Source organism: Geodermatophilus chilensis (assembly GCF_002802985.1).
Lineage (GTDB): Bacteria > Actinomycetota > Actinomycetes > Mycobacteriales > Geodermatophilaceae > Geodermatophilus > Geodermatophilus chilensis.
On sequence record NZ_NVPT01000085.1, the window covers coordinates 1 to 24,273 of the forward strand.

The window sequence follows — 24,273 nt, forward strand, 5'->3', positions numbered from 1 at the left end:
TATAGATAATTTGTATTTTAAATGGTACGTGTACTATGTAGACATATATGTATGTATTCGTCGGCAGGGTAAACTGTGTTTAAGGAACAGGTGCGGGTCGCGTCGCCGATCTCGTGGGCGCGCGCGGCGTCCCCGATCTCCCCGGCGCGGATGGCGTCGCCGACCTCCCCGGCCCGCACGGCGTCCCCGACGCCGCTGCCGGACCCGCCGACCGCGCTGTGCACGGCCGTGGTGCCCGGTCCGGACACCCCGCCGTCGTCGGCCGCGATGGCGCCCAGCCCGGCGGCCATGCCGACGAAGGAGAGCATCCCGAGGGCGGTCGTCGCGATCCGGGGCGAGCGGACTCCCTCGGGGTGCGGGCGCGACAGGCGGAGCATGCGGGTGGTCCCCTCGGCGGTGCGTGCGGCAGGTGGCGGACGGGGGTCGGGCGTGGAGCCCAGGGAGGGCGGCACTCCGGTCCGCACACGCAGAGCGTTCGGGTGGCCGCGCAAGGTGACGGTAACCCGGGTGGCGCCGTGACGGAAGGGTCCCGACGGGATCGGTCGGCCGGTCCGTGGGAAGAGGAGGGGACCGACTACGGTGACTGCTCGTGACCACCTGGGAGTACGCCTCGGTCATCACGGCCAACGACGCGCAGTCGCAGCGGGCAGGGGTGAGCGTCAAGCTCCCCGGCGGGCAGCTGGAGCGTCAGTCCGGTGACACCAGCTCGGTGCTCAACCGGCTGGGCAGCGAGGGCTGGGAGCTGGTGAGCTACCACTCCAGCGGCGCGGGCACGTGGGGCTTCGAGCAGTTCTGGCTCAAGCGCCCCACCTCCTGAAAGAGGACCCCCCTGCCCCGTCACTCCGGGACGCTGCAGGGGGGCCGGCGGGGCCGGGCGAGATCGCCGAGCTCGCCGCTGACCAGCGCGGTGGATCGAACGCCCGTTCGATCGGTGCGGCAGACTGGTGCGGTGGATGCGATGCTGCCGCCGGGCTGGCCCGCCGCCGTGCGGCCGCCCGGTGCCCCCGACTGGGAGCACACCGCCGTGGCCTGGCTGTTCGACCTGGTCCCACCGGACTACCGGGCGCACGAGGTGCTGCGCCGCTACCCGGTCCTGCTGGCCCGCTTCGCCCGCGACCACGTCGCTGCCGGGCTCGAGGCGGCCCGCGCGGGCTGGCGCACGGTCCGGGTGGAGCTGGCCGACGACCTGCCGGCCGACGCGATGGAGGCGGCGATCGCCGCGTACGAGCGCGAGGGTGCCCGGCTGGTGTCGGCCGCCCGCGGGGTGGACGTGGTCGCCGGTGCGTTGCGCGGTGAGCGCTGGGTACCGCGGCTGTAGGGACGGCCTGCGCTCGCCCGGAAGGGCCGCGTGCACGCGGTTACAGTGGGTCGGCGGCCGTCGCGACGCCGCACCTGCCGCCGATGGAGAGGACGCACCCCCCTCGTGTCGCTCCTGCGATCGCTCCACAGCCCCGATGACCTGAAGGCGCTCCCGGCCGACCAGCTGCCGGCACTCGCTGCCGAGATCCGCGACGCACTGGTCACCAGCGTCGCCAAGACCGGCGGGCACCTCGGGCCCAACCTCGGTGCGGTGGAGCTGACCATCGCCCTGCACCGCGTCTTCGACTCCCCGCGCGAGCCGATCGTCTTCGACACCGGCCACCAGACCTACGTGCACAAGATGCTCACCGGCCGCGTCGACGACTTCGCGAGACTGCGCCAGCGCGACGGCCTCTCCGGCTACCCGAGCCGCGCCGAGAGCGAGCACGACTGGGTGGAGAACAGCCACGCCTCCACCTCCCTGTCCTACGCCGACGGGCTGGCCAAGGCCTTCGCCGTCCGCGGCGAGCAGCGTCCCGTGGTCGCCGTCATCGGCGACGGTGCGCTCACCGGCGGCATGGCCTGGGAGGCGCTGAACAACATCGCCGGCGCCCAGGACCGCCCGGTGGTCATCGTCGTCAACGACAACGGCCGCTCCTACTCGCCCACGATCGGCGGGGTCGCCGACGCGCTGGCGACGCTGCGGCTGCGCCCGGGCTACGAGCAGGCGCTGCTGCAGGTGCGGCACACGCTGAACCGCGCCCCGGTGGTGGGCTCGGCGCTCTACGACGCGCTGCACGCCATCAAGAAGGGCCTCAAGGACGTCCTCTCGCCGCAGGGCATGTTCGAGGACCTCGGCCTGAAGTACCTCGGCCCGGTCGACGGGCACGACATCCGGGCGATGGAGTCCGCGCTGCGCCGGGCCCGGTCCTTCGGCGGGCCGGTCATCGTGCACGCGGTCACCACCAAGGGCTTCGGCTACCCGCCGGCCGAGACCGACCAGATCGACGCCTGGCACGCCACCGGGGTCTTCGACCCCGACAGCGGGGCCAGCGCCGCCAGCGCCGGCCGCGACTGGACGACGGCCTTCTCCGACGAGCTGGTGCGCATCGGCGCCGAGCGCTCCGACGTCGTCGCGATCACCGCGGCGATGCTGCACCCGACCGGCCTGGCCGCCTTCGCCGAGCGCTTCCCGGAGCGCACCTACGACGTCGGCATCGCCGAGCAGCACGCGCTCACCTCGGCCGCCGGCCTGGCGATGGGCGGGCTGCACCCGGTGGTCGCGGTCTACTCGACCTTCCTCAACCGGGCGTTCGACCAGCTGCTCATGGACGTCGCGCTGCACCGCCAGCCGGTCACCGTCGTCCTGGACCGCGCCGGGGTCACCGGGAGCGACGGCGCCTCGCACAACGGCATGTGGGACATGTCGATCCTCTCCGTCGTCCCCGGGCTGCGGCTGGCCGCGCCGCGCGACGAGCCGACGTTGCGGGAGGCGCTGCGCGAGGCGGTCGAGGTGACCGACGGGCCGAGCGTCGTCCGGTTCCCCAAGGGGACCCCGCCGGTCGACGTCCCGGCGCTGGAGCGGCGCGGCCCGGTCGACGTGCTCCGCCGCGGGCAGCAGCGGGAGGTGCTGCTGGTCGCCGTCGGTTCGATGGTCCCGATGTGCCTGGCCGCCGCCGAGCGCGCCGCCGACCACGGCATCGAGGTGACCGTCGTCGACCCGCGCTGGGTGCTGCCGGTCTCCGCCGAGCTGGTCGACCTCGCGGCCGCCCACCGGCTGGTGATCACCGTCGAGGACGGCGGCCGGGCCGGCGGCGTGGGCACCACGCTGACCCAGGCGCTGCAGGACCGTGGGATCGACGTCCCGCTGCGCTCGGTCGGCCTGCCGCAGGCCTTCCTCGAGCACGGCAGCGTCGGCCAGGTGCTGGCCGACGCCGGCCTCACCGAGCAGGACGTCGCCCGGCGGATCGCCGAGTGGACGGCGGTACTCGCCGAGCGCACCGAGGGCAGCGTCGCCGAGGCGGTCGAGGAGCGGCCGTGATAGCCGAGATCCAGGTCGCCCCCTCGCCGGCCGGGACGCCAGACGACCCGCACGCGTACGTCGAGGCGGCGGTCCGGGTCATCCAGTCCTCCGGCCTCCGCTACGAGGTGGGTGCCCTCGGCACGACCCTCGAGGGGGACGACGACGCCGTCTGGGCGACGCTTCGCGCGGCCCACGAGGCGATGCTGGCGGCCGGCGCGACGAGCGGGCTCTCGCACGTCAAGATCGCCTCCGTGAACCGCACGATGGAGAGCCTCACCCACAAGTTCCGGTGACCCGGCGGCGAGGTCCGCTGAGACGGCGAACGGCCCGGACCCCGCGCGGGGTCCGGGCCGTTCCGGTGACGGCGATTTCCGCGGAAATCGCCCGTCAGGCGGGCAGGGAGGCCACGCCCTTCGGCAGGAACCGGGAGCCGGTCACCTTCTCCGAGACGCCGGCGCGGTCCAGGTAGGCGGAGATCCCGCCCAGCCAGAACGGCCAGCCGGCGCCCAGGATCATGCACAGGTCGATGTCCTGCACCGCCTGGACGACGCCCTCGTCGAGCATCAGCCGGATCTCCTGGGCCAGCGCCTCGACGGCCCGCTCGCGCACCTGCTCCTCGGTCAGCGGCGAGTCGCCGGAGTCGATGCCGGCGAGGTCGGCGTTGACGACGCCGGGCTCCGAGTACACCGACGACTTGCCCAGCTCGACCATCCTCCGCAGCCCCTCGCCGACGGCGAACCGGTCGGGGAAGGCCTCGTGCATCCGCTCGGCCACGTGCAGCGCCACCGGCGGGCCGACGAGCGTGAGCAGCTCGAACGGCGTCATCGGCAGGCCCAGCGGGTCCAGCGCGCGGTCGGCCGCGGCGATCGGCGTCCCCTGCTCCACGGCGGCGGTGACCTCGCCGAGGAAGCGGGTGAGCAGCCGGTTGACCACGAACGCCGGGGCGTCCGCGACCAGCACGCAGCTCTTCCGCAGCGCCTTCCCGACGGCGAACGCGGTGGCCAGCGCGGCGTCGTCGGTCTGCTCGGCGCGCACCACCTCCAGCAGCGGCAGGACGGCGACCGGGTTGAAGAAGTGCAGGCCCACGACGCGCTCGGGGTGCTCGAGCTTGGAGGCCATCTCCGACACCGACAGCGCCGAGGTGTTGGTCGCCAGCACGCACTCGGGGGAGACGACGGCCTCCACCTCGGCGAACACCTGCTGCTTGACCGACATCTCCTCGAAGACGGCCTCGATGACGAGGTCGGCGTCGGCGAAGGCGGCCTTGTCCAGCGCCCCGGTGACCAGTCCCTTGAGCCGGTTCAGCTTGTCCGCCGACAGCCGGCCGCGGACGGCCAGCTTGTCGAGCTCGCCGTGCACGTAGGCCACGCCCTTGTCGACGCGGGCCTGGTCGATGTCGGTGAGAACGACGGGCACCTCGAGCCGGCGGACGAACAGCAGTGCGAGCTGCGAGGCCATGAGACCCGCGCCGACGACGCCGACCTTGGTCACCTTCCGGGCGAGCTTCCTGTCCGGCGCGCCGGCCGGCCGCTTGGCCCGCTTGGTGACCAGGTCGAACGCGTAGAGGCTCGCCCGCAGCTCGTCGCTCATCAGCAGGTCGGCCAGGGCGTCGTCCTCGGCCGCGGTGCCGGCGGTGAAGGCCTCGCCGTCCACGCCGTCGCGGGCCAGGTCCAGGAGATCGACGGTCCGCAGCGCGCCCGGGGAGGCGTTGCGGGTGCGACCGGCGACGATCGCCCGCGCACGGGCGATGGCGTCGTCCCACGCCGTGCGGTCGACCTCGGGCCGGGAGACGGCGACGTCGCCGTTCAGGACGCCCACGGCCCACTCGAGCGAGCGCTCGAGAAAGTCGGCCGGCTCGAACAGCGCGTCGGCGATGCCGAGCTCCGCCGCCTTCGGGCCCGGCGTCACCTTGTTCTGGGCCAGCGCGTTCTCGACGATCACGGTGACCGCCGGGTCGATGCCGATCAGGTTCGGCAGCAGCTGCGTGCCGCCCCAGCCGGGCACCAGGCCGAGGAACGCCTCGGGGAAGGCGACGACGGCGGTCGTGGCGATCGTGCGGTGGTGGCAGTGCAGCGCCAGCTCCAGGCCGCCGCCGAGCGCCGCGCCGTTGACGAAGGCGAACGTCGGGACCGTCGAATCCTTCAGCCGCCGGAACACCCGGTGGCCGGTCTCGGCGATCTCCCGGGCGTCGGCCGCCGAGGTGATCGAGGGGACGCCGGAGAGGTCGGCGCCGACGGCGAAGACGAACGGCTTGCCGGTGACCGCGATCGCCGCGGGTGCCGGGGTGTGGGCGGCGATCTCGTCGAGCGCGGCGTCCAGGGACGCCAGCCCACCGCGGCCGAAGGTGGACGGGCGGGTGTGGTCGTGACCGTTGTCCAGGGTGATCAGGGCGATCTCGCCGGCCAGCCCGGGCACCCGCAGGTAGCGGACCTTGGCGGCGGTGACGACCTCGTCCTCGAACGTCGCGCTCATTCGGTGCCCTCCCAGTTCGGGTTCTCCCAGATCACGGTGGCGCCCATGCCCAGGCCCACGCACATGGCGGTCAGGCCGTAACGGACGTCGGGCCGCTCGGCGAACTGCCGCGACAGCTGCGTCATCAGCCGGACGCCGGAGGAGGCCAGCGGGTGGCCGACGGCGATCGCGCCGCCCCACGGGTTGACCCGCGGGTCGTCGTCGGCGATGCCGAAGTGGTCCAGGAAGGCCAGCACCTGGACGGCGAAGGCCTCGTTGAGCTCGAACAGCCCGATGTCCTCGATGGTCAGGCCGGTGCGGGCCAGCGCGCGCTCGGTCGAGGGGACCGGGCCGACGCCCATCACCTCGGGCTCGACGCCCACGAAGCCGTAGCCGACCAGCCGCATGCCGACGTCCAGGCCCAGCTCGAGCGCGACCTCCTCGGCGGCGAGGATGCAGCCGGTGGCGCCGTCGTTGAGCCCCGCCGCGTTGCCGGCCGTCACGTTGCCGTGCGGGCGGAACGGTGTCTTGAGCGTCGCCAGCCCCTCGAGGGAGGTGTTCGGTCGCGGCGGCTCGTCGACGGTGGCCAGCCCCCACCCCTGCTCGGCCGAGCGGGTGGAGACGGTGACCAGCTCGGGGCCGATCTGCCCGTTGGCGACGGCCTTGGCGTACTTCTGCTGGCTGGCCAGGGCGAACGCGTCGGCGCGCTCCCTGGTCAGGTGGGGGAAGCGGTCGTGCAGGTTCTCGGCGGTGGAGCCCATGACCAGCGCGGAGCCGTCGACGAGCTTCTCGCTGAAGAACCGCGGGTTCGGGTCGGCGCCCTCGCCCATCGGGTGGCGGCCCATGTGCTCGACGCCGCCGGCGATGGCGACGTCGTAGGCGCCGAAGGCGATGCCCGACGCGGTCGTGGTCACCGCGGTCATCGCGCCGGCGCACATCCGGTCGATGGCGTAGCCGGGCACCGACTTCGGCAGCCCGGCCAGCAGCGCGGCGGTGCGGCCGATGGTCAGGCCCTGGTCGCCGACCTGCGTGGTCGCGGCGATGGCGACCTCGTCGACGCGGTCGGCCGGCAGCGACGGGTTGCGCCGCAGCAGCTCGCGGATCACGCGCACGACCAGGTCGTCGGCGCGGGTCTCGGCGTAGACGCCCTTCGGGCCGGCCTTGCCGAAGGGGGTGCGTACGCCGTCGACGAAGACGACCTCACGCAGCCAGCGTGGCCGCCGCTCTCCAGATGACACAGGACCTCCGCAGCAGATCGGTACCGGCCGGTACGGCACGGCGCCGATCAAGTTACCCGTGGGTAACCGGAGGACCAAGGGCGGCGCGTCACTCGGCGGCGGCAGTCGCCGGGAGGGGTGGCTCGCTAGGCGCGGTTGAGCGCGTCGGTGAGCAGGTCGCGGGTCAGCTCGACCTGCCACTCGCGGGCGCCGCCGGCCCGCAGCGTCGCGGCCACGGTCTCGGCGTCCCGGGGCTCGGGCGGGGTCCACATCAGCCGGCGCACCAGGTCGGGGGAGAGCAGGTTCTCGACCGGCAGCGCGTGCGTGGCGGCCAGCTCGGCCAGCCCGGCACGGGCGGCCTGCAGCCGGGTGGCGGCGGCCGGGTCGCGGTCGGCCCAGCGGTTCACCGGCGGGGGGCCGTCGCCGGGCCGGCTGTGCAGGGGCAGCTCGGACTCCGGCAGCTCCCGGCCGCGGGCCAGCGCCCCGAACCAGGTGCCGACGAGCTTGCGGTTGGCCCGGCCGCGGAAGACCGGCAGCTCCAGCAGCGCGGCCTCGGTGCGTGGGTCGGCCTGCACCGCGGAGACCATCGCCGCGTCGGGCAGCACCCGCCCCGGGGCGACGTCGCGGCGGCGGGCCAGCTCGTCGCGGGCCTGCCACAGCGAGCGCAGCATGCCCAGCTGCCGCCGGTTGCGCAGCCCGTGCACCCCCGACGTCCGCCGCCAGGGGTCGGCCTTGGGCGCGGGCGGCCCGGCGGCGAGGATCGCCTCGAACTCCTGCCGCGCCCACTCGGTCTTGCCCTGCTCCTCGAGGATCGCGGCCAGCGCGTCCCGCAGGTCGACGAGCACCTCGACGTCCAGCGCGGCGTAGACCAGCCACTCCTGGGGCAGCGGGCGGGTGCTCCAGTCGGCGGCGGAGTGGCCCTTCTGCAGCGAGTACCCCAGCAGCGACTCGACGACGGCGCCCAGCCCCACCCGCGGCAGCCCGGCCAGCCGGGCGGCGAGTTCGGTGTCGAAGACGCGGGTGGGCACCAGGCCGATCTCGGCCAGGCAGGGCAGGTCCTGGTTGGCCGCGTGCAGCACCCACTCGGCGTCCACGATGGCCGACTGCACGACCGAGAGGTCCGGCAGCGGGATCGGGTCGATCAGCCCGGTGCTCGCACCCGCGCGGCGCAGCTGCACCAGGTAGGCCCGCTGGCCGTAGCGGTAGCCGGAGGCGCGCTCGGCGTCGACCGCGACCGGGCCGCTGCCGGCGGCCAGCGCCTCGGCGTACCCGACCAGCGCGGTGGAGGTCTCGATGACCGGGGGCAGCCCGTCGCGCGGGGCGAGCAGGGGGATCGCCAGGGGAGCGGTCGGCTCCTCGTCCGGCGCAGGCAGGGGCTGTACAGGGATGGGCTGGGTGCTCAGGGCAGGTCCACCTTCTCGCCCGTCTCGACAGCGTGGTCAGCGCGCGGTTCCGCGGCGGGAGCCGCAGCAGGCCCCGGGAGAGGGGCGCCGGCGCGGGGGCGTCGCACACCCCCGGGACACCGATGTTAGAGAGTCCCGTCCCCCTGTGGCCCGGAGGGACCCAGCAGCCGGACGCCGGGCGGCGGCAGCCCGGCCGCGCTGCCCAGCACGTCCAGCCACGCGGTGAGGTGTCGGTCGAGGTGGGTGTCCTCCGCCGTCCAGGACGCGCGGATCTCGACGTCGACCGAGTGCTCGGGGCCGGCCAGCTCGCCGAACCGGGTCGAGGCGGTGCGGGTGACGGTGCCGCCGAGGGCGTGCGACGCGGCGCCGCACTCCTCGAGGGCGTCGGTCAGCCAGCTCCAGGCGACCTCGGAGAACATCGCGTCGTCGACCATGTGCTCGTCGGTGGTGGCCGACAGGTAGCCGACGCAGCGGGTGGTGCCGGCCCAGGCCTCGTGGCCGGCGGGGTCGTGCAGCACGATGAACCGTCCGCTGGCGACCTCGACCTCCTCGTCGCCGTCGGGCTCGGTGACCAGCGCGCCGATGGCGAACGCGTGGGGCGCCAGCCGCTGGGGGGCGGGGATGGCCTCCAGGACGATCTCGGGGCGGGCGGTCACGCGGGCCAGCGCCTCCAGGGCAGCGCGGAACTCCGCCGGTGGCTCGTCGCCGGCTCGGTCCGCGCCGTGGCCGACACCGGCCAGGCTGGAAGGCTCCACGTTCGCAGGGTAGGTCGCAGGACCGCCCCGCGCCGCCGACGCGCCGCGTGGGTTCTGGGAGGATGGGACGTCGTGACCGCCGTTGCCGACGTTGCGCCGACCCCCGCGTCCTCTCCCGCCGACTCGGACCTGGTCCGGGCCGCCCGCGGCCTGCCGGTGCGGCGCACCCCGGTGTGGTTCATGCGCCAGGCCGGCCGCTCGCTGCCGGAGTACCGGGCGCTGCGCGCCGGCACCCGGATGCTCGAGGCCTGCCAGGACCCCGACCTGGTCACCGAGATCACCCTGCAGCCGGTGCGTCGGCACGCGGTGGACGCCGCGATCCTCTTCTCCGACATCGTGCTGCCGCTGGTCGTGGCCGGTGTCGACATCGACATCAAGCCCGGGGTCGGGCCGGTGATCGCGAGCCCGGTGCGCAGCGTCGCCGACGTCGACGCGCTGCCGCCGCTGGAGCCCGACCGGCTGGCCTTCCTCGCCACCGCCGTCCGCCGGCTGGTCGCCGAGCTGGGGACGACGCCGCTGATCGGCTTCGCCGGCGCGCCGTTCACCCTGGCCACCTACCTGATCGAGGGCGGCCCCTCCAAGGAGCACGCCCGCACCAAGGCCTTCATGTACGCCGAGCCGGAGGCTTGGGGCCGGCTGCTGGACCGGCTCGCGATCTCGGCGGCCACCTTCCTGAACACCCAGGTGGACGCCGGCGCCTCGGCCGTGCAGCTGTTCGACTCCTGGGCCGGCGTGCTGTCGGCGGCCGACTACGCCGAGCGGGTGCTGCCGCACTCCCGGGCGGTGTTCGACGCCCTCGGCGATCGGGACGTGCCGCGCATCCACTTCGGCGTCGGCACCGGCGAGCTGCTGCCGCTGATCGGGGACGCCGGGGCCGACGTCGTCGGTGTCGACTGGCGGGTGCCGCTGGAGGAGGCCGCCCGCCGGGTGGGCCCGCAGCGCTCGCTGCAGGGCAACCTCGACCCCGCCGTCCTGCTCGCCGACCGGGCCACCGTGGACCGCGAGGTGCGCCGGGTCGTCGAGCAGGGCCGCGCCGCCCGCGGGCACGTGTTCAACCTGGGTCACGGCGTGCTGCCCGAGACCGACCCCGGGGTGCTCAGGCACGTCGTCGAGCTGGTGCACGAGCTCTCGGCCCGATGAGCCCGCGCCGGCTGGTCGTCGTCGGGGCCGGGATCACCGGCCTGGCCGCCGCGTTCGAGTGGCACCGGCGGCGCCCGGACGACGAGGTCGTCGTCCTGGAGGCCGGCGACCGGATCGGCGGCAAGCTGGACCGCGTCGAGCTGGCCGGGCACTGGTACGACACCGGCCCCGAGGCGATGCTCGCGCGGGTGCCCGAGGCGGTGCAGCTGGTCGAGCGGCTGGGCCTGGCCGACCGGCTGGTCGCGCCGGCCACCACGCAGGCGGCGGTGGTGCTGCCCGACGGCCGGCACCCCCTGCCGGCCGGCACCGTGCTCGGTGTCCCGGCATCGGCCGAGGGGCTCGACGGCGTGCTGACGCCGGACGGCGTGGCGCGGGTGGCCGCCGAGGCCGACCTGCCGCCGCTGACGCTGGACGGCGACCTCTCCAGCCACGACGTCGCGGTCGGTGCCCTGCTGCGCGCGCGGCTCGGCGACGAGGTCGTCGACCGGCTGGTCGAGCCGCTGCTCGGCGGCGTCTATGCCGGCCGGGCCGACGAGCTGTCGCTGGCCGCGACCATGCCGCAGCTGGCCGCGCACCTGCCCACCGCCGGCTCCGTGCTGGGTGCGGCGGCCGCCGCCCGCGACGCCGGGGCGCGCAGCCGCTTCGACGCGGGCAGCCCGGTGTTCGTGACCGTCGCCGAGGGCATCGGCTCGCTGCCCGCCGCGCTGGTCGCGGCCTCGGGCGCCGAGGTCCGGCTGCGCACCCCGGCGCACGGCCTGGTGCGGACGCCGTCGGGCTTCGAGCTGTCGGTCGGCCGGGCGAACGTGCCCGAGCGGCTGAGCGCGGACGCCGTCCTGGTGACCGCGCCGGCGCCCAAGGCCGCCCGGCTGCTGGCCGGGGTCGCGCCGGGGGCGGTCGAGCCGCTGCAGGGCATCCCGTACGCGTCGATGGCCGTCGTCGCCATGGCGTTCCCGGCGCAGGAGGTGGCCGCCGGGTCCGGGCTGCTCGTGCCCCCCGTGACCGGCCGGCTGGTCAAGGGCGTCACCGTCTCCTCGCGCAAGTGGCCGCACCTGGACGGCGGGCACCTGCTGGTGCGCTCGTCGGTGGGCCGGTTCCGCGACGAGCACCAGCTCCAGCGGGACGACGACGACCTCGCCGCCGCCGTGGTCGCCGACGTCGCCGACCTGCTGCAGCTGTCCCGGCCCGAGCCGGTGGCGACCCGCGTCGTCCGCTGGGGTGGCGGGCTGCCGCAGTACCTGGTCGGCCACGAGGAGCGGGTGGACGCCGTCCGCGCGGCCGTCAGCGCGGTGCCGGGGCTGGCGGTCGCCGGGGCGGCGTTCCGCGGCGTGGGCGTGCCGGCGTGCATCCGGGACGCGTACGCCGCCGTCGACGCGCTGCTGTGAGCCCGTGGCCGACGCCACGGTGGGCCCGGGGCATGGGGCCGGGGCCGGGGTCGTTGGGTCTGCAGTGAGTTCCGTGCACCACCCCGTCCGACCCGTACACCGACCGGTCCGCTGCCTGCGCCACCACGTGTGGATGGCCGCCTGCGACGACTGCCGCGACGCCCACAGCGCGTCCGTCCGGGACCGCCGGGAGACCGGCTCGGCCGCCCGCTGACGCGTCCCACCGCCGTCCGTCCTCCCCGGGGCGGGCGGCGGCGTCGTACCGGCCGCGGGGGATGATGGGGGACATGAGCGAGCAGACCGACCAGCGCAGCATCGGCAAGCGGGCGAACGAGTTGAACGCCACCATCCGCTACACGATGTGGTCGGTGTTCCGGCTCGCCCACCCCCTGGGGGAGGAGCAGCGCACCGCCGTCGCCGACGAGGTGCAGGGGTTGCTCGACGAGCTCGCCGGCAAGGACGTCGTCGTCCGCGGCACCTACGACGTCAGCGGCCTGCGGGCCGATGCCGACCTCATGGTCTGGTGGCACTCCTCGACGCCCGAGGCGCTGCAGGAGGCCTACACCCGGCTGCGCCGCACCGCGCTGGGCCGGCACCTGGAGCCCGTGTGGTCGCAGATGGCGCTGCACCGGCCCGCCGAGTTCAACCGCAGCCACATCCCGGCGTTCCTCGCCGACGAGGAGCCGCGCCGCTACGCGTGCGTCTACCCCTTCGTGCGGTCCTACGAGTGGTACCTGCTGCCCGACGAGGAGCGTCGGGACATGCTCAAGGAGCACGGCATGCAGGCCCGCGGGTACCCCGACGTCCGCGCCAACACCGTCGCCGCGTTCGCCCTCGGCGACTACGAGTGGATGCTGGCCTTCGAGGCCGACGAGCTGCACCGCATCGTGGACCTCATGCGCGACCTGCGGGCCAGCCGCGCCCGGCGGCACGTCCGCGAGGAGGTGCCGTTCTACACCGGCGTCCGCAAGCCGGTCGCGGAGCTCGTCGCCGACCTGCCCTGACGCCCGGTGCAGTCGCGGCTTGACGGCACCACGGGTGCTGAGCGCCGTCTCACTGACGAAGTCTGGTCAGATCCATTGCATGACACGTCCATCGGCGAGTTGTCGTGGTCTTCGAGCTGGCGAGACCACGGCAACCCGCCACTCGCTGCGGCAGCGCATCTATGACGTGCTGACGTCATCGAGATGCGCCTGAGGGCGGTCACCTCCACCGGGGTGACCGCCCTCAGGCGCATCTCGACGCGGTTCAGCCCTGCGCGGGCTCCAGGCGGATCGAGACGCTGTTGATGCAGTAGCGGTCGCCGGTCGGGGTCTGCGGGGCGTCGTCGAAGACGTGGCCGAGGTGGCTGTGGCAGGTGCCGCACAGGACCTCGGTGCGCACCATCCCGTGGCTGCGGTCCTCGCGGAGCACCACGTTGTCGGCGGACGACGGCTCGTAGAACGACGGCCAGCCGCAGTGGGAGTCGAACTTCGTCTCCGACCGGAACAGCTCGGCCCCGCAGGCGCGGCAGCTGTACACGCCCTGGGCCTTGGTGTCGACGTACTCCCCGGTCCACGGCCGCTCGGTGCCGGCCTGGCGGAGGACGGCGTACTCCTCGGGCGACAGCTGCGCCCGCCACTCCTCGTCGCTCCTGGTGACCTTCGGCTGGTTCTCCGCGGACGTCGTCATGGGCTCAACGGTACGAGCCACCGGCCACCGGACGACCCGGGTGGCGGCGCGGCGCCGCACCCGGCGGAGACTGGTCCGGTGCCCGAGCTCCTCGACGACGTCTGGTTCACCCGCGACCTGCCGGTGCTGCGCGCGATCGCCCGCCTGGTCGACGGGCCCGAGTACGGCGGCAACCCGTACCTGGGCCAGGTGGTGCCGGCGAGCGGGCTGCCCAAGCCGGAGGTCGCGGCGGCGGCGCGGGCGCTGGTGTCGGCGGGCTACGTCGAGGCGCTGACCAACTACGCGGGCGAGATCGTGCGGTTCACCGGGATCTCGGCCGAGGCGCGGCGACTGGCCGGGCTCTGGCCGACGCCGCAGGGGGAGTGGGACCGGCTGCTCGAGCAGCTCACCGCCCGGGCGGAGAACGCACCGACCGACGTGGAGCGCGCCCGGTGGCGGGCCTTCGCCGACGCGGCGGACGCGGTCGGGCCGGACGACGGCGCGCTGCTCATGTCCGCGCTCATCGGGGGGTACGTGCCGCGGGCCCGCTGAGGTCCGGCCGGAACGACAGCGCCCCCGCCCGGCTGAGCCGGACGGGGGCGCTGCGACTGATCAGGAGATCAGAGCGGGTTGACGTTCGCCGCCTGCGGGCCCTTCTGGCCCTGCTCGATGTCGAACGAGATCCGCTGGCCTTCGTCGAGCGAGCGGTACCCGCTGGACTGGATGGCTGAGTAGTGGACGAACACGTCCGGTCCGCCACCGTCAGGGGTGGCGAAGCCGAACCCCTTCTCCGCGTTGAACCACTTGACAGTTCCTTCGGGCATTGCTCGCTCCTAGCTGAGGTGGTGCATCGGGGTCCTGCCAGTGCGCAGGGCCTTCCCGACGCCGACGACCTTAGTCGCCGAACCGGTCCGGTGGGGCGCTGGGGCGACCGCGTCGGATCTTGCGGTGATCGTGCGGCTTCCTCGTGGGGGCGCTGAGGAGCGGACCGGATGGTCGTTCCTGCCGGGACGGACCCGGCCTCGCACGGAACGGACTCCCCCCATGACCGGCACGCTCTCCACCGACCCGATCGTCCTGCTCGACGTCGAGGACCTCGCCGAGGCCGACCTCGACGCCGACCTCGCCGAGCGGCTGGAGCAGGAGGGCCGGGTGTACCTGCGCCCGGACGCCGCAGGTGCCGCGGCGGACGAGGTCCGGCGGCTGGTCGCGGGCGCCGCCGGCCCGCGGCCGGGCCCGGCCGACGCCGTGTCGCTGGCCAGGGCGATCCGCCGTGGCGGTGCCGCCGTGGCCGCCGTCCACGACCTGGGCCTCAAGGCCGCGATGCTCGCCGGCTGAGGCGCACCGTGTGCACGCACCGCTGCCGCGCATCGCGCGGGTCGGCGACGCGTGCGCGAACCGCCGTCAGAGCAGCCGGCCGGGGTCCTCCGGGAAGGGGCGGCCGCGCGGGGGGACGGCGTAGTCGCCGCCGGGGGCCGGCTCCCACGGGCGGCCGGCCGGCAGGGCCGGCGGCTCGGCGCGCCAGGAGGACACGGTGATCGTCCCGGGCTCGTCCCACGACTCCGCATCGAGCCGGGCGCGCTCCTCGCGCCAGGCCACCACCGAGCGGTGCCACCGGCGACCGCCGACGTCCATCCCGACGAGGACGGCGATGCCGACGGCCACGGCCAGGCAGGCGTTGGCCACCGCGGTGGCGACGTCCAGCGCGGTCAGCTGCGGCCAGCCGATCGCCTCGATCTGGGCGCCGACGATCTCGACGACGACGTAGAGCACGCCGTAGACGAGGAACGAGATCCGCACCGTGCACCTCCTCCGTCGTGGACCGGACACCGCCTCAACGGCACGTCAGGAGAACAGGCGTCGTCCGCGCGGAGGACCGTCACCCGTCCGGGTGACCGTTCAGGGCTGCAGCACCTCGTGCCAGGGCCGCACCGTCCAGGAGGCGACCACGCCGTTGAGGACGAACGGGTCGCCGGCGATGAACTCCTCGGCGGCCTCCCGGGTGGTGAACACGCCCATCGCCTCGCCGTTCATCGGCTCGTCGAAGGCGCCGACCATCAGCAGGTCGCCGCGGCGGGCGAACTCGTCGACCCGCGCCGAGTGGGCCGGGTAGCTCTCCTGGGCGAGTGGCAGGAAGTCCTCGACCGCCCGGTAGGTCATCACGTACTTCATGGCCGGGCATCCTGGCCCGGCCGGGCGCCCGCCGGGGGGTCCGGTGCGCGGTCACGGTGCGCGACCGGCCGGGGGCGGCGTCACGCGGACGGGTGACGGGCCGCTGCCGGACCGGGGGCCGCGGGGCAGGGTCTGTGGGTGACCACGTCGCTGATCGCCGTCCTGGTGATCGCCGTGGGCCTGCCCCTGCTCGCGTGGTGGGTCGCGCGCCGGCCGTACTGGTCGAGGCTGCGCCCGGGTGCGGAGCCGGACCCGTGGCGGGACCTGGTCCGCCGGCACGGGTTGTCGGCAGGGGAGGCGGCGCGGGTCGCGACCGACGTCCCGCGCGGGCTGCGGTTGCCCGACCCGCGGCTGCGACGGGCCGCCGTCGAGTGGGCCCGCGAGCTCCTGGACCAGGAGCAGCTCCGGCTGCCGCGCAACCCGCGCACCCGCGGCGTGGTGGTCGTGCTCGTCATCGTGTGGGCGACCACCGCACTCGGCCTGCTGGTCTTCCGGATCGCCTCGGGCGAGGGCTTCGACGTCGATTGGTTCACCGTCGCGGTGTGGATCGCCGCGGGCGTCTGGGGCGTGCGCCGCCGCCGGGCGCTCCGCCGGGCCGTGCAGCTCAACGACGAGCTCGGGCGGGCGGGCAGCGGTTGAGCCGGGGCCCGGCCGGTGGCTCGGGAGCCGCGCGCACCCGGTGGGCGTGCGGTCGGCTCGCCGGTGCACCCACCTGCTCGTCGCAGGTCAGGGCGCGCAGCAGGCCTCGGCGCCTTCGGGCGTGAGGGCGGCGAGGGTGGCCAGCAGCCTGACCGGCCCGGCGAGGGCCTCGCAGCACATCGAGTAGACGTTGCTGCGGCCCTGGGGCGTGACGGTGACCAGGCCCTGCTCGCGCAGAGGAGCGAGGTGGTGACTGACGAGGGTCTGGCCCATGCCGCTGAGCTCGGTGAGCTCGCGGACCGAGCGCGGGCCCTCGGCCAGGAGCAGCAGCAGGTGCAACCGGTTCGGGTCCGACAGCGCCTTGAGCTGGGGGGCGAGGAGGCGGGCCCGGTCGGCGGCCGAGGTGGACGCCTCGGGGTCGAGGAGTCGGACGTCGAGGTCCCGGCGCATGGCCCGAGTATGACATGCCCGGGTTGCTGACAACAGCCGATGTTGTTACGTTGTTGCCATAGACGCCCGTCGAAGTGTTCAGGAGCTGGTCACGATGGCACGCATGGCGACCACCGAGCTCCCGGTCGTGGTGATCGGCGCCGGTCCGGTCGGGCTGGCGGCAGCCGCGCATCTGCTCGAGCGCGGTCTCGAGCCCCTGGTCCTCGAAGCCGGCGACCAGGTGGGTGCCGCGATCCGGCAGTGGGGCCACGTCCGGCTGTTCTCGCCGTGGGAGTACGACGTCGACGCCGCGGCCCTGCGCCTGCTCGAGGCGCAGGGGTGGGAGTCGCCCGACCGCGACGCGCTGCCGACCGGAGCGGAGCTCGTCGAGTCCTATCTGGCACCGCTGGCGGCCACCCCCGAGTTGGCCGGGCGCATCCGCACCGGCACGCGGGTGCTGGCGGTGACCCGGGAGGGCGTCGACAAGACCCGGACGGTCGGCCGCGCGGGTCGGCCCTACGTCGTGCGGGCCGTCGCTGACGGCCAGGTCACCGACATCCCGGCGCGGGCGGTGCTCGACGCCTCGGGCACCTGGGGGAGGAGCAACCCGCTGGGCGCCGCCGGCCTGCCGGCCATCGGCGAGGACCGGGTGAGTGCGTGGCTGGCCGGGCCGCTGCCCGACGTGCTCGGCGCCGACCGCGAGCGCTTCGCGGGGAAGCACACGCTCGTCGTGGGCATGGGCCACTCGGCGGCCAACACGCTGCTCGCGCTGGTGCAGGTGCGGGAGGAGGAATCGGGCACGGAGATCACCTGGGCGATCCGCGGTCGTTCCCCGGCGCGCCTCTACGGCGGGGGAGACGCCGACGGTCTGCCCGCCCGGGGCCTGCTCGGCTCGACGCTCAGGGCCGCCGTGTCCGGTGGCGCGATCAGGCTGATCCGCGAGTTCACCATCGGGTCGCTGACCGCCCCGGCCGACGGCGACGGACGGGTCGCCGTGGCGGGAACCGGCCGCGACGGTGCTGCGGTGAGCCTGCAGGTCGACGCGGTGGTCGCCGCCACGGGTTTCCGTCCCGACCTGGAGATGCTGCGGGAGGTCCGCCTGGACCTGGACCCTGCCGTCGAGGCCCCGGCGCGCCTGGCCCCGCTGATCGACCCCAACTCCCACTCCTGCGGCACCGTCCCGCCGCACGGCGCGGCCCTGCTCGCGCACCCCGACGAGAACTTCTTCGTCGTGGGCACGAAGTCCTACGGCCGGGCGCCGACGTTCCTGCTCGCGACGGGCTACGAGCAGGTGCGCTCGATAGCCGCGGCCCTGGCCGGCGACACCGCCGCCGCTGAGCGCGTCGAGCTCGCGCTGCCCGCGACCGGGGTGTGCTCGACCGCCCTCGGCGACCGCGAGGCGACCGAGTCCGCCGAGGGCGCCGGCCAGGGCAGCGGGAGAGTCGGTTTCGCCACCGGCTCGCAGCACGGCTGGTCGGGCGAGGAGCCGGCCGCCGGCAGCTGCTGCGGGACGGCGCCGCGACCGGTTGCCGCCTCGTCGCCCTCCTGTGACGGCTGACCCGCCGTCCGCGGCCGCACGGGACGCCGGCGCCGTGGCGGGCGTCCCGGCTCCCGGGCACTCGCCGCGCCGGGCCCTGGTGGGGCTGTCCGTCACCCAGATCACCAGCTGGGGCGTCCTCTACTACGCGTTCCCGGTCGCCCTGGCGTCGATCACCGCCGACACCGGCTGGTCGGCGACCGCGGCCACCGCGGCCTTCTCGGCCGGTCTGGTGGTCTCCGCTCTCGCGGGGATCCCGGTGGGGCACTGGCTCGACCGCCACGGCCCGCGGCGGGTGATGACCGGCGGCTCGCTGCTCGCCGTCCCGTCGGTCGTCGCCATCGCCCTGGCACCGAACTACGCGGCGTTCCTCGCGGCCTGGCTGGTCGCCGGAGGAGCGATGGCCGCGGTCTTCTACCAAGCGGCCTTCGGGGCCCTCACCCGCTGGTACGGGGACCGCCGCGTCCGCGCGCTGACCGCGCTCACCCTCGTCGCCGGCCTGGCCAGCACACTGTTCGCGCCGCTGACGCACGCGCTCCTCGAGCACCTCGGCTGGCGGGAGACCTACCTGGTGCTCGCGGTGGTGCTGGCCGTCGTCACGATCCCGCTGCACGTCGTGACGCTGACGCCGCCCTGGGCACCCGAGTCGCCCTCCGGCGGTGCGGGGCGCCCCCGGGAACGCCGCGTACCCCGGGAGGTGCGCAGCCGGGAGTTCCTGGCCCTGTCGGCGGCGCTGACGCTGACCGCCTTCGGGCTGTACGCGACCAGCCTCACGGTGATCCCGCTGCTCACCGGGCGCGGCTTCTCGGCGTCGCTCGCCGCGACCACCTTCGGTCTCCTCGGCGCCGGCCAGCTGCTCGGCCGCATCCTCTACGGCCCGTTGAGCGCGCGTACCACCCCCACCGGTCGGACGGTGGCCCTGATCGGCGCCGCGGCCTCGGCCATCGGCCTCCTCGGGGCCCTCCAGGGGCCGGCGGTCGCCCTGGTCGCCGCAGCCGTCGCGCTGGGAGCCGTGCGCGGTGCGTGCACGCTGCTGCAGGCCACCGCGGTCGCCGACCGATGGGGGACCGCCCGCTACGGCACGCTGTCGGGCTTCTTCGCCGCGCCCATCACCGCAGCGACGGCGCTGGCGCCCTGGGCGGGCACCGCTCTGGCCGAGGCGATCGGCAGCTACGCGGCCGCCTTCGGGATCCTCGCCGGCCTCGTCGTCGTGGCTGCGGCGGTGGCCTGGCGAGGTGCGCCCCGGACGCTCACCCGGGCATGAGCTGGTCGCCGCGGGGTGCGATCGCGAGGTCCGACGCGAGCTGCCGTACGCGAGCGGCGATGTCGTCGCGCACCAGGCGCATCCGCTCGATGCCCTCGATGCCGCGCTCCGAGGGCTCGTCGGTGACCCAGCGGGTGACGCGGGTGCCCTCGACTTCGTCGACCCGGGCGTCGGAGCCCAGGACCACCACGAGGTCAGCAGCGCGGACGGCCTCGTCGGTGAGCTGCTCGGGGCGCTGATCGGTGATGTCGATGCCGACCTCGGCCAGGGACCGGACCGAGAGCGCGTTGAGCGCGGCCCTGGCCTCGGTGCCCGCCGAGGAGACCTCGGCGGCGTCGCCGACGTGGTCGGACAGGAGGCCGGCCGCCATCTGGGACTTGCCCGCGTTGCCCACGCAGACGAACAGGACCCTCGGCCGGGCACCCATCAGGCGTCCGTGCCCTGGTGGACGTCCAACTCGGTGAGCAGGCCACGGATCCGGGACCCGATCTCGTCGCGGATCGGGCGCACCGACTCCACGCCCTTGCCGGCCGGGTCCTCGAGTGCCCAGTCCAGGTAGCGCTTGCCGGGGAAGACCGGGCAGACGTCGCCGCAGCCCATGGTGATGACCACGTCGGAGGCCTCGACGGCCTCGGTGGTGAGGACCTTGGGGCGCTGGTCGGTGATGTCGATGCCGACCTCGGCCATCGCCTCGACGGCAGCGGGATTGATCTGGTCGGCGGGGAGGGAGCCGGCCGAGCGCACCTCGACGGCGTCACCGGCGAGATGGCGCAGCCAGCCGGCGGCCATCTGGGAGCGGCCGGCGTTGTGCACGCAGACGAAGAGAACGCTGGGCTTGTCGGACACGGTGGGCCTTTCGGTGGGGAGTCGGACGGGGGACCCGGCTCACACGGACGCGGTGGTGGGGTGGAGTTCGGCCAGGAGCGCGCGGACGCGGGCGTCGATCTCATCGCGGATGGCGCGGATCTCGCCGACCCCGTGCTCGTGGGTCATCGCGTGCTCCGTACGGCGTCGGGGACGGTCGGGTCGCCGGGGAAGTAGCGCCGGGCGGCTCCCAGGGCGACGTAGACGAGGGCCACGAGGACGGGCACCTCGATAAGGGGCCCGACCACGCCGGCGAGGGCCTGGCCGCTGGTCACGCCGAAGGTGCCGATCGCCACGGCGATGGCCAGTTCGAAGTTGTTGCCCGCTGCCGTGAAGGCCAGCGTCGTGGTCTTGGCGTAGCCGAGACGCAGCCGCATGCCGAGGAGGAAGGAGCCGCCGAACATCAGGGTGAAGTAGGCCAGCAGCGGAAGGGCGATCCGAGCGACGTCCCAGGGCTGGGAGGTGATGGCATCGCCCTGGAGCGCGAAGAGCATGACGATCGTGAAGAGCAGCCCGTAGAGGGCGATCGGGCCGATCCTGGGCAGCACCCGGCTCTCGTAGTGGTCCCGGCCGCGGGCCCGCTCGCCCAACGTGCGGGTGAGGAAGCCGGCGACGAGGGGGATGCCGAGGAAGACCAGTACCGACAGGACGATCGCCCACACGCTGAACCCGGCCGACGTCGTCGACAGGCCCAGCCAGCCGGGCAGCACATGGAGGTAGAACCAGCCGAGCGCGGCGAACGCCAGGATCTGGAACACCGAGTTGATCGCGACGAGCACCGCGGCGGCCTCACGGTCGCCGCAGGACAGGTCGTTCCAGATCAACACCATGGCGATGCACCGCGCCAGACCCACGATGATCAAGCCGGTGCGGTACTCGGGGAGGTCCGGCAGCAGCAGCCAGGCCAGGGCGAACATCAGCGCCGGGCCGATCAGCCAGTTGAGCACCAGGCTCGCGACCAGCAGCGTGCGGTCCCCCGTCACCCGGTCGAGTTCGGAGTAGCGGACCTTGGCGAGCACCGGGTACATCATCAAGAGCAGCCCGATGGCGATCGGCAGGCTGACGTCACCGACCTCGACTGCATCGAGGGCGTCATCGAGGCCGGGGATCAGGCGGCCCAGGAGCAGGCCGGCGGCCATGGCGGCGATGATCCAGACCGGCAGGAACCGATCGAGGGTGGAGAGGCGCTGGAGGACCGGGGCATCGAGGCCGGTGCCGGGACGGGCGGTCTCGCCGACGGTGTCGCTCATGCGCCCGCGCCGGCCAGGGCCGACGAGGTGAACAGGGTCGCCACGGCCGAGAGCGCCTCGGGGCGCACGGCGTAGTAGACCCACACGCCGCGCTTGTCGCGGTCCAGGATCCCGGCCGAGTGCAGCACCTTGAGGTGGTGGCTGATCGTGGCCTGCGTCAGGTCGAAGGCCTCGTTGAGGTCGCACACGCAGGCCTCGCCGGCCTCGGACGAGGCGATCAGGCTGACCAGGCGCAGGCGCACGGGGTCGGCGAGCGCCTTGAGCAGGGGAGCGACCTGTTCGGCCTGCTCGGCACCCATCGCGGTGCCGGTCAACGGGGTGCAGCAGGCGAAGCCGGGTCCGCTCATCGTCTCTCTTCCGTCGGAGTCCATGGACGGCCATGGTAACGACGGCCATCTATGCGACAGGCGTCGATGGGTGAAGACCGGGTGAACGACGGGGGACAGGGCGGTCGACCACGGGTCCTCGCCGTCGTCTCCGGCCGGCGAGGTCCGCCGCCGTGGAGCTAGTCGCCGCTCTCGGTGCGCCGTGGTGGCTCGGTGCGCGGTCCGGGTGCGTTGAGCCCGAACCGGACGCCCAGCAGGCGGATGCCGAAGCAGAGGGCCGCGGCGCTCACCGCGGCGGGTAGGCCGTAGACCCCCGTGGCAGTGGCCAGCACGGTGACGGCGGCGGCCAGGAGGGCGGGGATGGCGTACAGCTCGCTGGTGAGGACGGTGGGGACCTGCCGGATCAGGACGTCGCGCAGTGTCCCTCCGCCGACGCCGGTGAGCGCACCCAGGATGACGGCCTGGACCGGGCCGAGCCCGAACTCCAGGGCCTTGCTGGCCCCGGTGACCGCGAAGAGGCTCAGCCCGGCGGCGTCCAGCACGGTGACCGGCGTGCGGAGTCGCTCCTGGTGGCGCGCGACGGTGAACGCGAGCAGACCGCCGGCTGCAGCGACGAGGAGGTACCGCCAGTCGCTGAACGTGGCCGGCGGCAGGTCGTCGAGGATGATGTCGCGGACGATCCCGCCACCGAGCGCCGTCGTCATGGCGAGGGCGACGACGCCGACGATGTCGAGGTCGGCGGCGCGCACGGCGGTCAGCGCACCGTTGAGCGCGAAGGCGAACGTGCCGACCAGGTCCAGGACCAGGAGCAACGTCATCTGGCCGGTCATGTCCATCCCCTCGCCCTGTGCCGCACGCTGCCCGCGCCGGGAGCCGCGTGGTGCCGTTCCTGCCCGTCACGATGCCCTGACGGGCAGGGCGGCCGGTGCGCCGCTCCGTGCGGCGAGCGTCGTCGTGGTGGCGGAGCGGGGCCGCCACCACGACGACGGGGCCGGTCAGTGCATGCCGGTGAGGTCCCGTCCCCTGGTCTCCGGGGCGGACGCGATCGCGATCGCCGAGATCAGCAGCATCACGATGACGTAGCCGTTGAACCAGGACGGCCCGAACGTCTCGCCCAGCCACGTCTGCAGGTACGGAGCCGTGCCGCCGAACGTCGCGACGGCGATGGAGTAGGGCACCCCGACACCGACCGTGCGGATCCGGGTGGGGAAGAGCTCGGCGTAGACGGCCGGCACGATGGCCGCGGGCCCGGCGATCAGGATCAGCGCCAGCGACATGGCGATGCCCAGGCGCACGGCGCTGTCGCCGATCAGCGCGTTGAGCGGGAACGCGGTCACGGCCAGGCCGAGGACGCAGATGAGCAGGACGGGCTTGCGGCCGATGCGGTCGGAGATCGCGCCCCACACCGGCAGGGCCGCGATGAAGACCAGGTTGGCCAGCACACCGGCCCACAACGCACTGGTGGGGTCGATGCCGCGGGTGCTGATGGCGTACTGCGGAGCGGAGATCGCCCAGGCGTAGTACACGATCGTGACGCCGACGGTCATCCCGATGACCAGCAGCGCCTGCTTGCGGTGGCGCAGGATGGTCCGCCACATGGGCTCCTGGCGGGTCGCGGGCGCGTTGCCGACCTCCTGCTGGAAGGCCTCCGTCTCGTCGAGGCGGCGCCGCATGACCAGGGCGTAGAGCCCGAAGAAGCCGCCGATGATGAACGGGATGCGCCAGCCCCACGCGGTCATCTGCTGGTCGTCGAGCACGGCGGTGAGGACGGCGGCCATCCCGGTGCCCACGATGACGCCCATGGTCCCGGAGACGTAGATGAGGCTCGCCCAGAGCCCGCGCTTCTCCCGGGGCGCCACCTCGGACAGGTAGGTCTGGGCGGAGGGCAGCTCACCGCCGTGGGCCAGCCCCTGCACCAGGCGGGCGGTGAGCAGGATCAGCGAGGCGCCGACGCCGATGGACTCGTAGGTCGGCGACAGACCGATGGCGAAGCTGCCGCCGGCGGCCAACGCGACGGAGAGGGTCATCGCCGCTCGCCGGCCCCGACGATCGGAGATCCACCCGAACAGGAAGCCACCGAAGGGGCGTGCGACGAAGCCGACGGCGAACACCGCGAGGGTGGCCAGCAGTGCCGAGATCTTGTTCTCGCCGCTGAAGAACTGGGCGGCGAAGAAGGTGGCGAAGATGGCGTAGATGTTCCAGTCGAACCACTCGAGCGCGTTGCCGACGCCCGTTCCGACGATGGTCTTCGTGCGCTTCTGCTCGACCGGTGGGGCGAGTGTGGTCATGGCTGGCTCCTCTGCGGGGCGGGGTCTTTCTCGGATGCACATCTGACGCTGCCGGCGACTACCTACGCGTAGATCTCGGGGGGCGCACTGCAATTCCATCAACAGCCATGTATGCAACCACTACCAAGACGCTCATGCTGCTACTATATATAAGCAACTACCTCTATTGATTACGCAAGCAATG

The 24,273-nt window shown here is 74.0% G+C and carries 28 protein-coding genes; 12 read left to right on the forward strand and 16 right to left on the reverse strand.

Annotated features, from left to right (window positions below; translation table 11 throughout):
• Window positions 1–17: 17 nt before the first annotated feature.
• Window positions 18–377, reverse strand: a complete 360-nt coding sequence (locus CNO22_RS15225) for a hypothetical protein (RefSeq protein WP_100500174.1) — start codon at window positions 375–377, stop codon at window positions 18–20.
• A gap of 212 nt (window positions 378–589) precedes the next feature.
• On the opposite strand from CNO22_RS15225, the gene CNO22_RS15230 reads away from it, so the two are divergent.
• The 4 genes from CNO22_RS15230 to CNO22_RS15245 all read left to right on the forward strand — a co-directional run bounded on the left by CNO22_RS15230 (window position 590) and on the right by CNO22_RS15245 (window position 3,615).
• Entirely contained in the window at window positions 590–817 is a 228-nt protein-coding gene (locus CNO22_RS15230) for a DUF4177 domain-containing protein (protein ID WP_100500175.1), read from the forward strand.
• A gap of 141 nt (window positions 818–958) precedes the next feature.
• Window positions 959–1,318 carry a hypothetical protein gene (locus CNO22_RS15235; RefSeq protein WP_100500176.1) on the forward strand — a complete coding sequence of 120 codons (360 nt, stop codon included), beginning with the start codon at window positions 959–961 and terminating at the stop codon, window positions 1,316–1,318.
• Between the two features lie 105 nt (window positions 1,319–1,423).
• Window positions 1,424–3,340, forward strand: a complete 1,917-nt coding sequence (gene dxs / locus CNO22_RS15240; RefSeq protein WP_100500177.1) for a 1-deoxy-D-xylulose-5-phosphate synthase — start codon at window positions 1,424–1,426, stop codon at window positions 3,338–3,340.
• The gene (locus CNO22_RS15245) at window positions 3,337–3,615 is read left to right on the forward strand and encodes a thiamine-binding protein (RefSeq protein WP_100500178.1); all 279 of its coding nucleotides are present in this window, start codon (window positions 3,337–3,339) and stop codon (window positions 3,613–3,615) included. Before dxs ends, CNO22_RS15245 begins: the two co-directional genes overlap by 4 nt.
• A gap of 94 nt (window positions 3,616–3,709) precedes the next feature.
• On the opposite strand, the gene CNO22_RS15250 is transcribed toward CNO22_RS15245, so the two are convergent.
• From CNO22_RS15250 to CNO22_RS15265, 4 genes are all read right to left on the reverse strand, one after another.
• Window positions 3,710–5,794 carry a 3-hydroxyacyl-CoA dehydrogenase NAD-binding domain-containing protein gene (locus CNO22_RS15250; protein ID WP_100500179.1) on the reverse strand — a complete coding sequence of 695 codons (2,085 nt, stop codon included), beginning with the start codon at window positions 5,792–5,794 and terminating at the stop codon, window positions 3,710–3,712.
• Window positions 5,791–7,011 (reverse strand): thiolase family protein, encoded by a 1,221-nt coding sequence (locus CNO22_RS15255; protein ID WP_100500180.1) that lies wholly within the window; start codon window positions 7,009–7,011, stop codon window positions 5,791–5,793. Before CNO22_RS15255 ends, CNO22_RS15250 begins: the two co-directional genes overlap by 4 nt.
• 125 nt (window positions 7,012–7,136) lie before the next feature.
• A complete protein-coding gene (locus CNO22_RS15260) occupies window positions 7,137–8,393 on the reverse strand; it encodes an HRDC domain-containing protein (RefSeq protein ID WP_100500181.1) in 1,257 nt (418 codons plus the stop codon).
• A gap of 125 nt (window positions 8,394–8,518) precedes the next feature.
• Window positions 8,519–9,148, reverse strand: a complete 630-nt coding sequence (locus tag CNO22_RS15265) for a DUF3000 domain-containing protein (protein ID WP_100500182.1) — start codon at window positions 9,146–9,148, stop codon at window positions 8,519–8,521.
• Window positions 9,149–9,220: 72 nt separating this feature from the next.
• Between CNO22_RS15265 and hemE the strand changes: the two genes are divergently transcribed.
• The 3 genes from hemE (at window position 9,221) to hemQ (ending at window position 12,674) form a co-directional block, all read left to right on the forward strand.
• Complete coding sequence (gene hemE, locus CNO22_RS15270; RefSeq protein ID WP_100500183.1) at window positions 9,221–10,288, forward strand: uroporphyrinogen decarboxylase; 1,068 nt, start codon at window positions 9,221–9,223, stop codon at window positions 10,286–10,288.
• A complete protein-coding gene (hemG, locus tag CNO22_RS15275) occupies window positions 10,285–11,670 on the forward strand; it encodes a protoporphyrinogen oxidase (RefSeq protein WP_100500184.1) in 1,386 nt (461 codons plus the stop codon). The genes hemE and hemG overlap by 4 nt, the downstream gene beginning before the upstream one ends.
• A 287-nt stretch (window positions 11,671–11,957) precedes the next feature.
• A complete protein-coding gene (gene hemQ, locus CNO22_RS15280) occupies window positions 11,958–12,674 on the forward strand; it encodes a hydrogen peroxide-dependent heme synthase (protein ID WP_100500185.1) in 717 nt (238 codons plus the stop codon).
• Window positions 12,675–12,918: 244 nt separating this feature from the next.
• Here the strand turns inward: hemQ and msrB are convergent, their stop codons facing one another.
• Window positions 12,919–13,341 (reverse strand): peptide-methionine (R)-S-oxide reductase MsrB, encoded by a 423-nt coding sequence (gene msrB, locus CNO22_RS15285; RefSeq protein WP_100500199.1) that lies wholly within the window; start codon window positions 13,339–13,341, stop codon window positions 12,919–12,921.
• A 78-nt stretch (window positions 13,342–13,419) separates the two neighbouring features.
• On the opposite strand from msrB, the gene CNO22_RS15290 reads away from it, so the two are divergent.
• Complete coding sequence (locus CNO22_RS15290; protein ID WP_100500186.1) at window positions 13,420–13,872, forward strand: hypothetical protein; 453 nt, start codon at window positions 13,420–13,422, stop codon at window positions 13,870–13,872.
• A 68-nt stretch (window positions 13,873–13,940) separates the two neighbouring features.
• On the opposite strand, the gene CNO22_RS15295 is transcribed toward CNO22_RS15290, so the two are convergent.
• A complete protein-coding gene (locus CNO22_RS15295; RefSeq protein WP_091939089.1) occupies window positions 13,941–14,144 on the reverse strand; it encodes a cold-shock protein in 204 nt (67 codons plus the stop codon).
• Between the two features lie 220 nt (window positions 14,145–14,364).
• On the opposite strand from CNO22_RS15295, the gene CNO22_RS15300 reads away from it, so the two are divergent.
• Entirely contained in the window at window positions 14,365–14,658 is a 294-nt protein-coding gene (locus CNO22_RS15300; RefSeq protein WP_100500187.1) for a hypothetical protein, read from the forward strand.
• Window positions 14,659–14,724: 66 nt separating this feature from the next.
• Here the strand turns inward: CNO22_RS15300 and CNO22_RS15305 are convergent, their stop codons facing one another.
• A complete protein-coding gene (locus tag CNO22_RS15305; RefSeq protein ID WP_100500188.1) occupies window positions 14,725–15,120 on the reverse strand; it encodes a hypothetical protein in 396 nt (131 codons plus the stop codon).
• Window positions 15,121–15,219: 99 nt separating this feature from the next.
• Window positions 15,220–15,492 (reverse strand): YciI family protein, encoded by a 273-nt coding sequence (locus CNO22_RS15310; protein WP_100500189.1) that lies wholly within the window; start codon window positions 15,490–15,492, stop codon window positions 15,220–15,222.
• A gap of 138 nt (window positions 15,493–15,630) precedes the next feature.
• On the opposite strand from CNO22_RS15310, the gene CNO22_RS15315 reads away from it, so the two are divergent.
• A complete protein-coding gene (locus CNO22_RS15315) occupies window positions 15,631–16,131 on the forward strand; it encodes a hypothetical protein (protein ID WP_100500190.1) in 501 nt (166 codons plus the stop codon).
• Window positions 16,132–16,218: 87 nt separating this feature from the next.
• Here CNO22_RS15315 and CNO22_RS15320 read toward each other — a convergent pair whose 3' ends face one another.
• Window positions 16,219–16,581 (reverse strand): ArsR/SmtB family transcription factor, encoded by a 363-nt coding sequence (locus CNO22_RS15320; RefSeq protein WP_100500191.1) that lies wholly within the window; start codon window positions 16,579–16,581, stop codon window positions 16,219–16,221.
• A 103-nt stretch (window positions 16,582–16,684) separates the two neighbouring features.
• Here CNO22_RS15320 and CNO22_RS15325 point away from each other — a divergent pair, with 103 nt between their 5' ends.
• Window positions 16,685–18,118, forward strand: a complete 1,434-nt coding sequence (locus tag CNO22_RS15325) for an FAD-dependent oxidoreductase (protein ID WP_100500192.1) — start codon at window positions 16,685–16,687, stop codon at window positions 18,116–18,118.
• Window positions 18,108–19,361: an MFS transporter gene (locus CNO22_RS15330; RefSeq protein WP_100500193.1), complete on the forward strand. Its 1,254-nt coding sequence runs from the start codon at window positions 18,108–18,110 to the stop codon at window positions 19,359–19,361. Before CNO22_RS15325 ends, CNO22_RS15330 begins: the two co-directional genes overlap by 11 nt.
• Here the strand turns inward: CNO22_RS15330 and CNO22_RS15335 are convergent.
• From CNO22_RS15335 to CNO22_RS15365, 6 genes are all read right to left on the reverse strand, one after another.
• On the reverse strand, window positions 19,348–19,788 hold the full coding sequence (locus tag CNO22_RS15335; RefSeq protein WP_100500194.1) for an arsenate-mycothiol transferase ArsC: 441 nt from the start codon (window positions 19,786–19,788) through the stop codon (window positions 19,348–19,350). The genes CNO22_RS15330 and CNO22_RS15335 overlap by 14 nt on opposite strands.
• Window positions 19,788–20,207, reverse strand: a complete 420-nt coding sequence (locus CNO22_RS15340; protein ID WP_100500195.1) for an arsenate reductase ArsC — start codon at window positions 20,205–20,207, stop codon at window positions 19,788–19,790. Before CNO22_RS15340 ends, CNO22_RS15335 begins: the two co-directional genes overlap by 1 nt.
• Before the next feature lie 143 nt (window positions 20,208–20,350).
• Entirely contained in the window at window positions 20,351–21,475 is a 1,125-nt protein-coding gene (gene arsB / locus CNO22_RS15350; RefSeq protein ID WP_100500196.1) for an ACR3 family arsenite efflux transporter, read from the reverse strand.
• Entirely contained in the window at window positions 21,472–21,822 is a 351-nt protein-coding gene (locus CNO22_RS15355) for an ArsR/SmtB family transcription factor (protein WP_100500197.1), read from the reverse strand. Before CNO22_RS15355 ends, arsB begins: the two co-directional genes overlap by 4 nt.
• Before the next feature lie 158 nt (window positions 21,823–21,980).
• The gene (locus CNO22_RS15360; protein ID WP_100500200.1) at window positions 21,981–22,631 is read right to left on the reverse strand and encodes a trimeric intracellular cation channel family protein; all 651 of its coding nucleotides are present in this window, start codon (window positions 22,629–22,631) and stop codon (window positions 21,981–21,983) included.
• A gap of 165 nt (window positions 22,632–22,796) precedes the next feature.
• Entirely contained in the window at window positions 22,797–24,089 is a 1,293-nt protein-coding gene (locus tag CNO22_RS15365) for an MFS transporter (RefSeq protein ID WP_100500198.1), read from the reverse strand.
• Window positions 24,090–24,273: the final 184 nt, after the last annotated feature.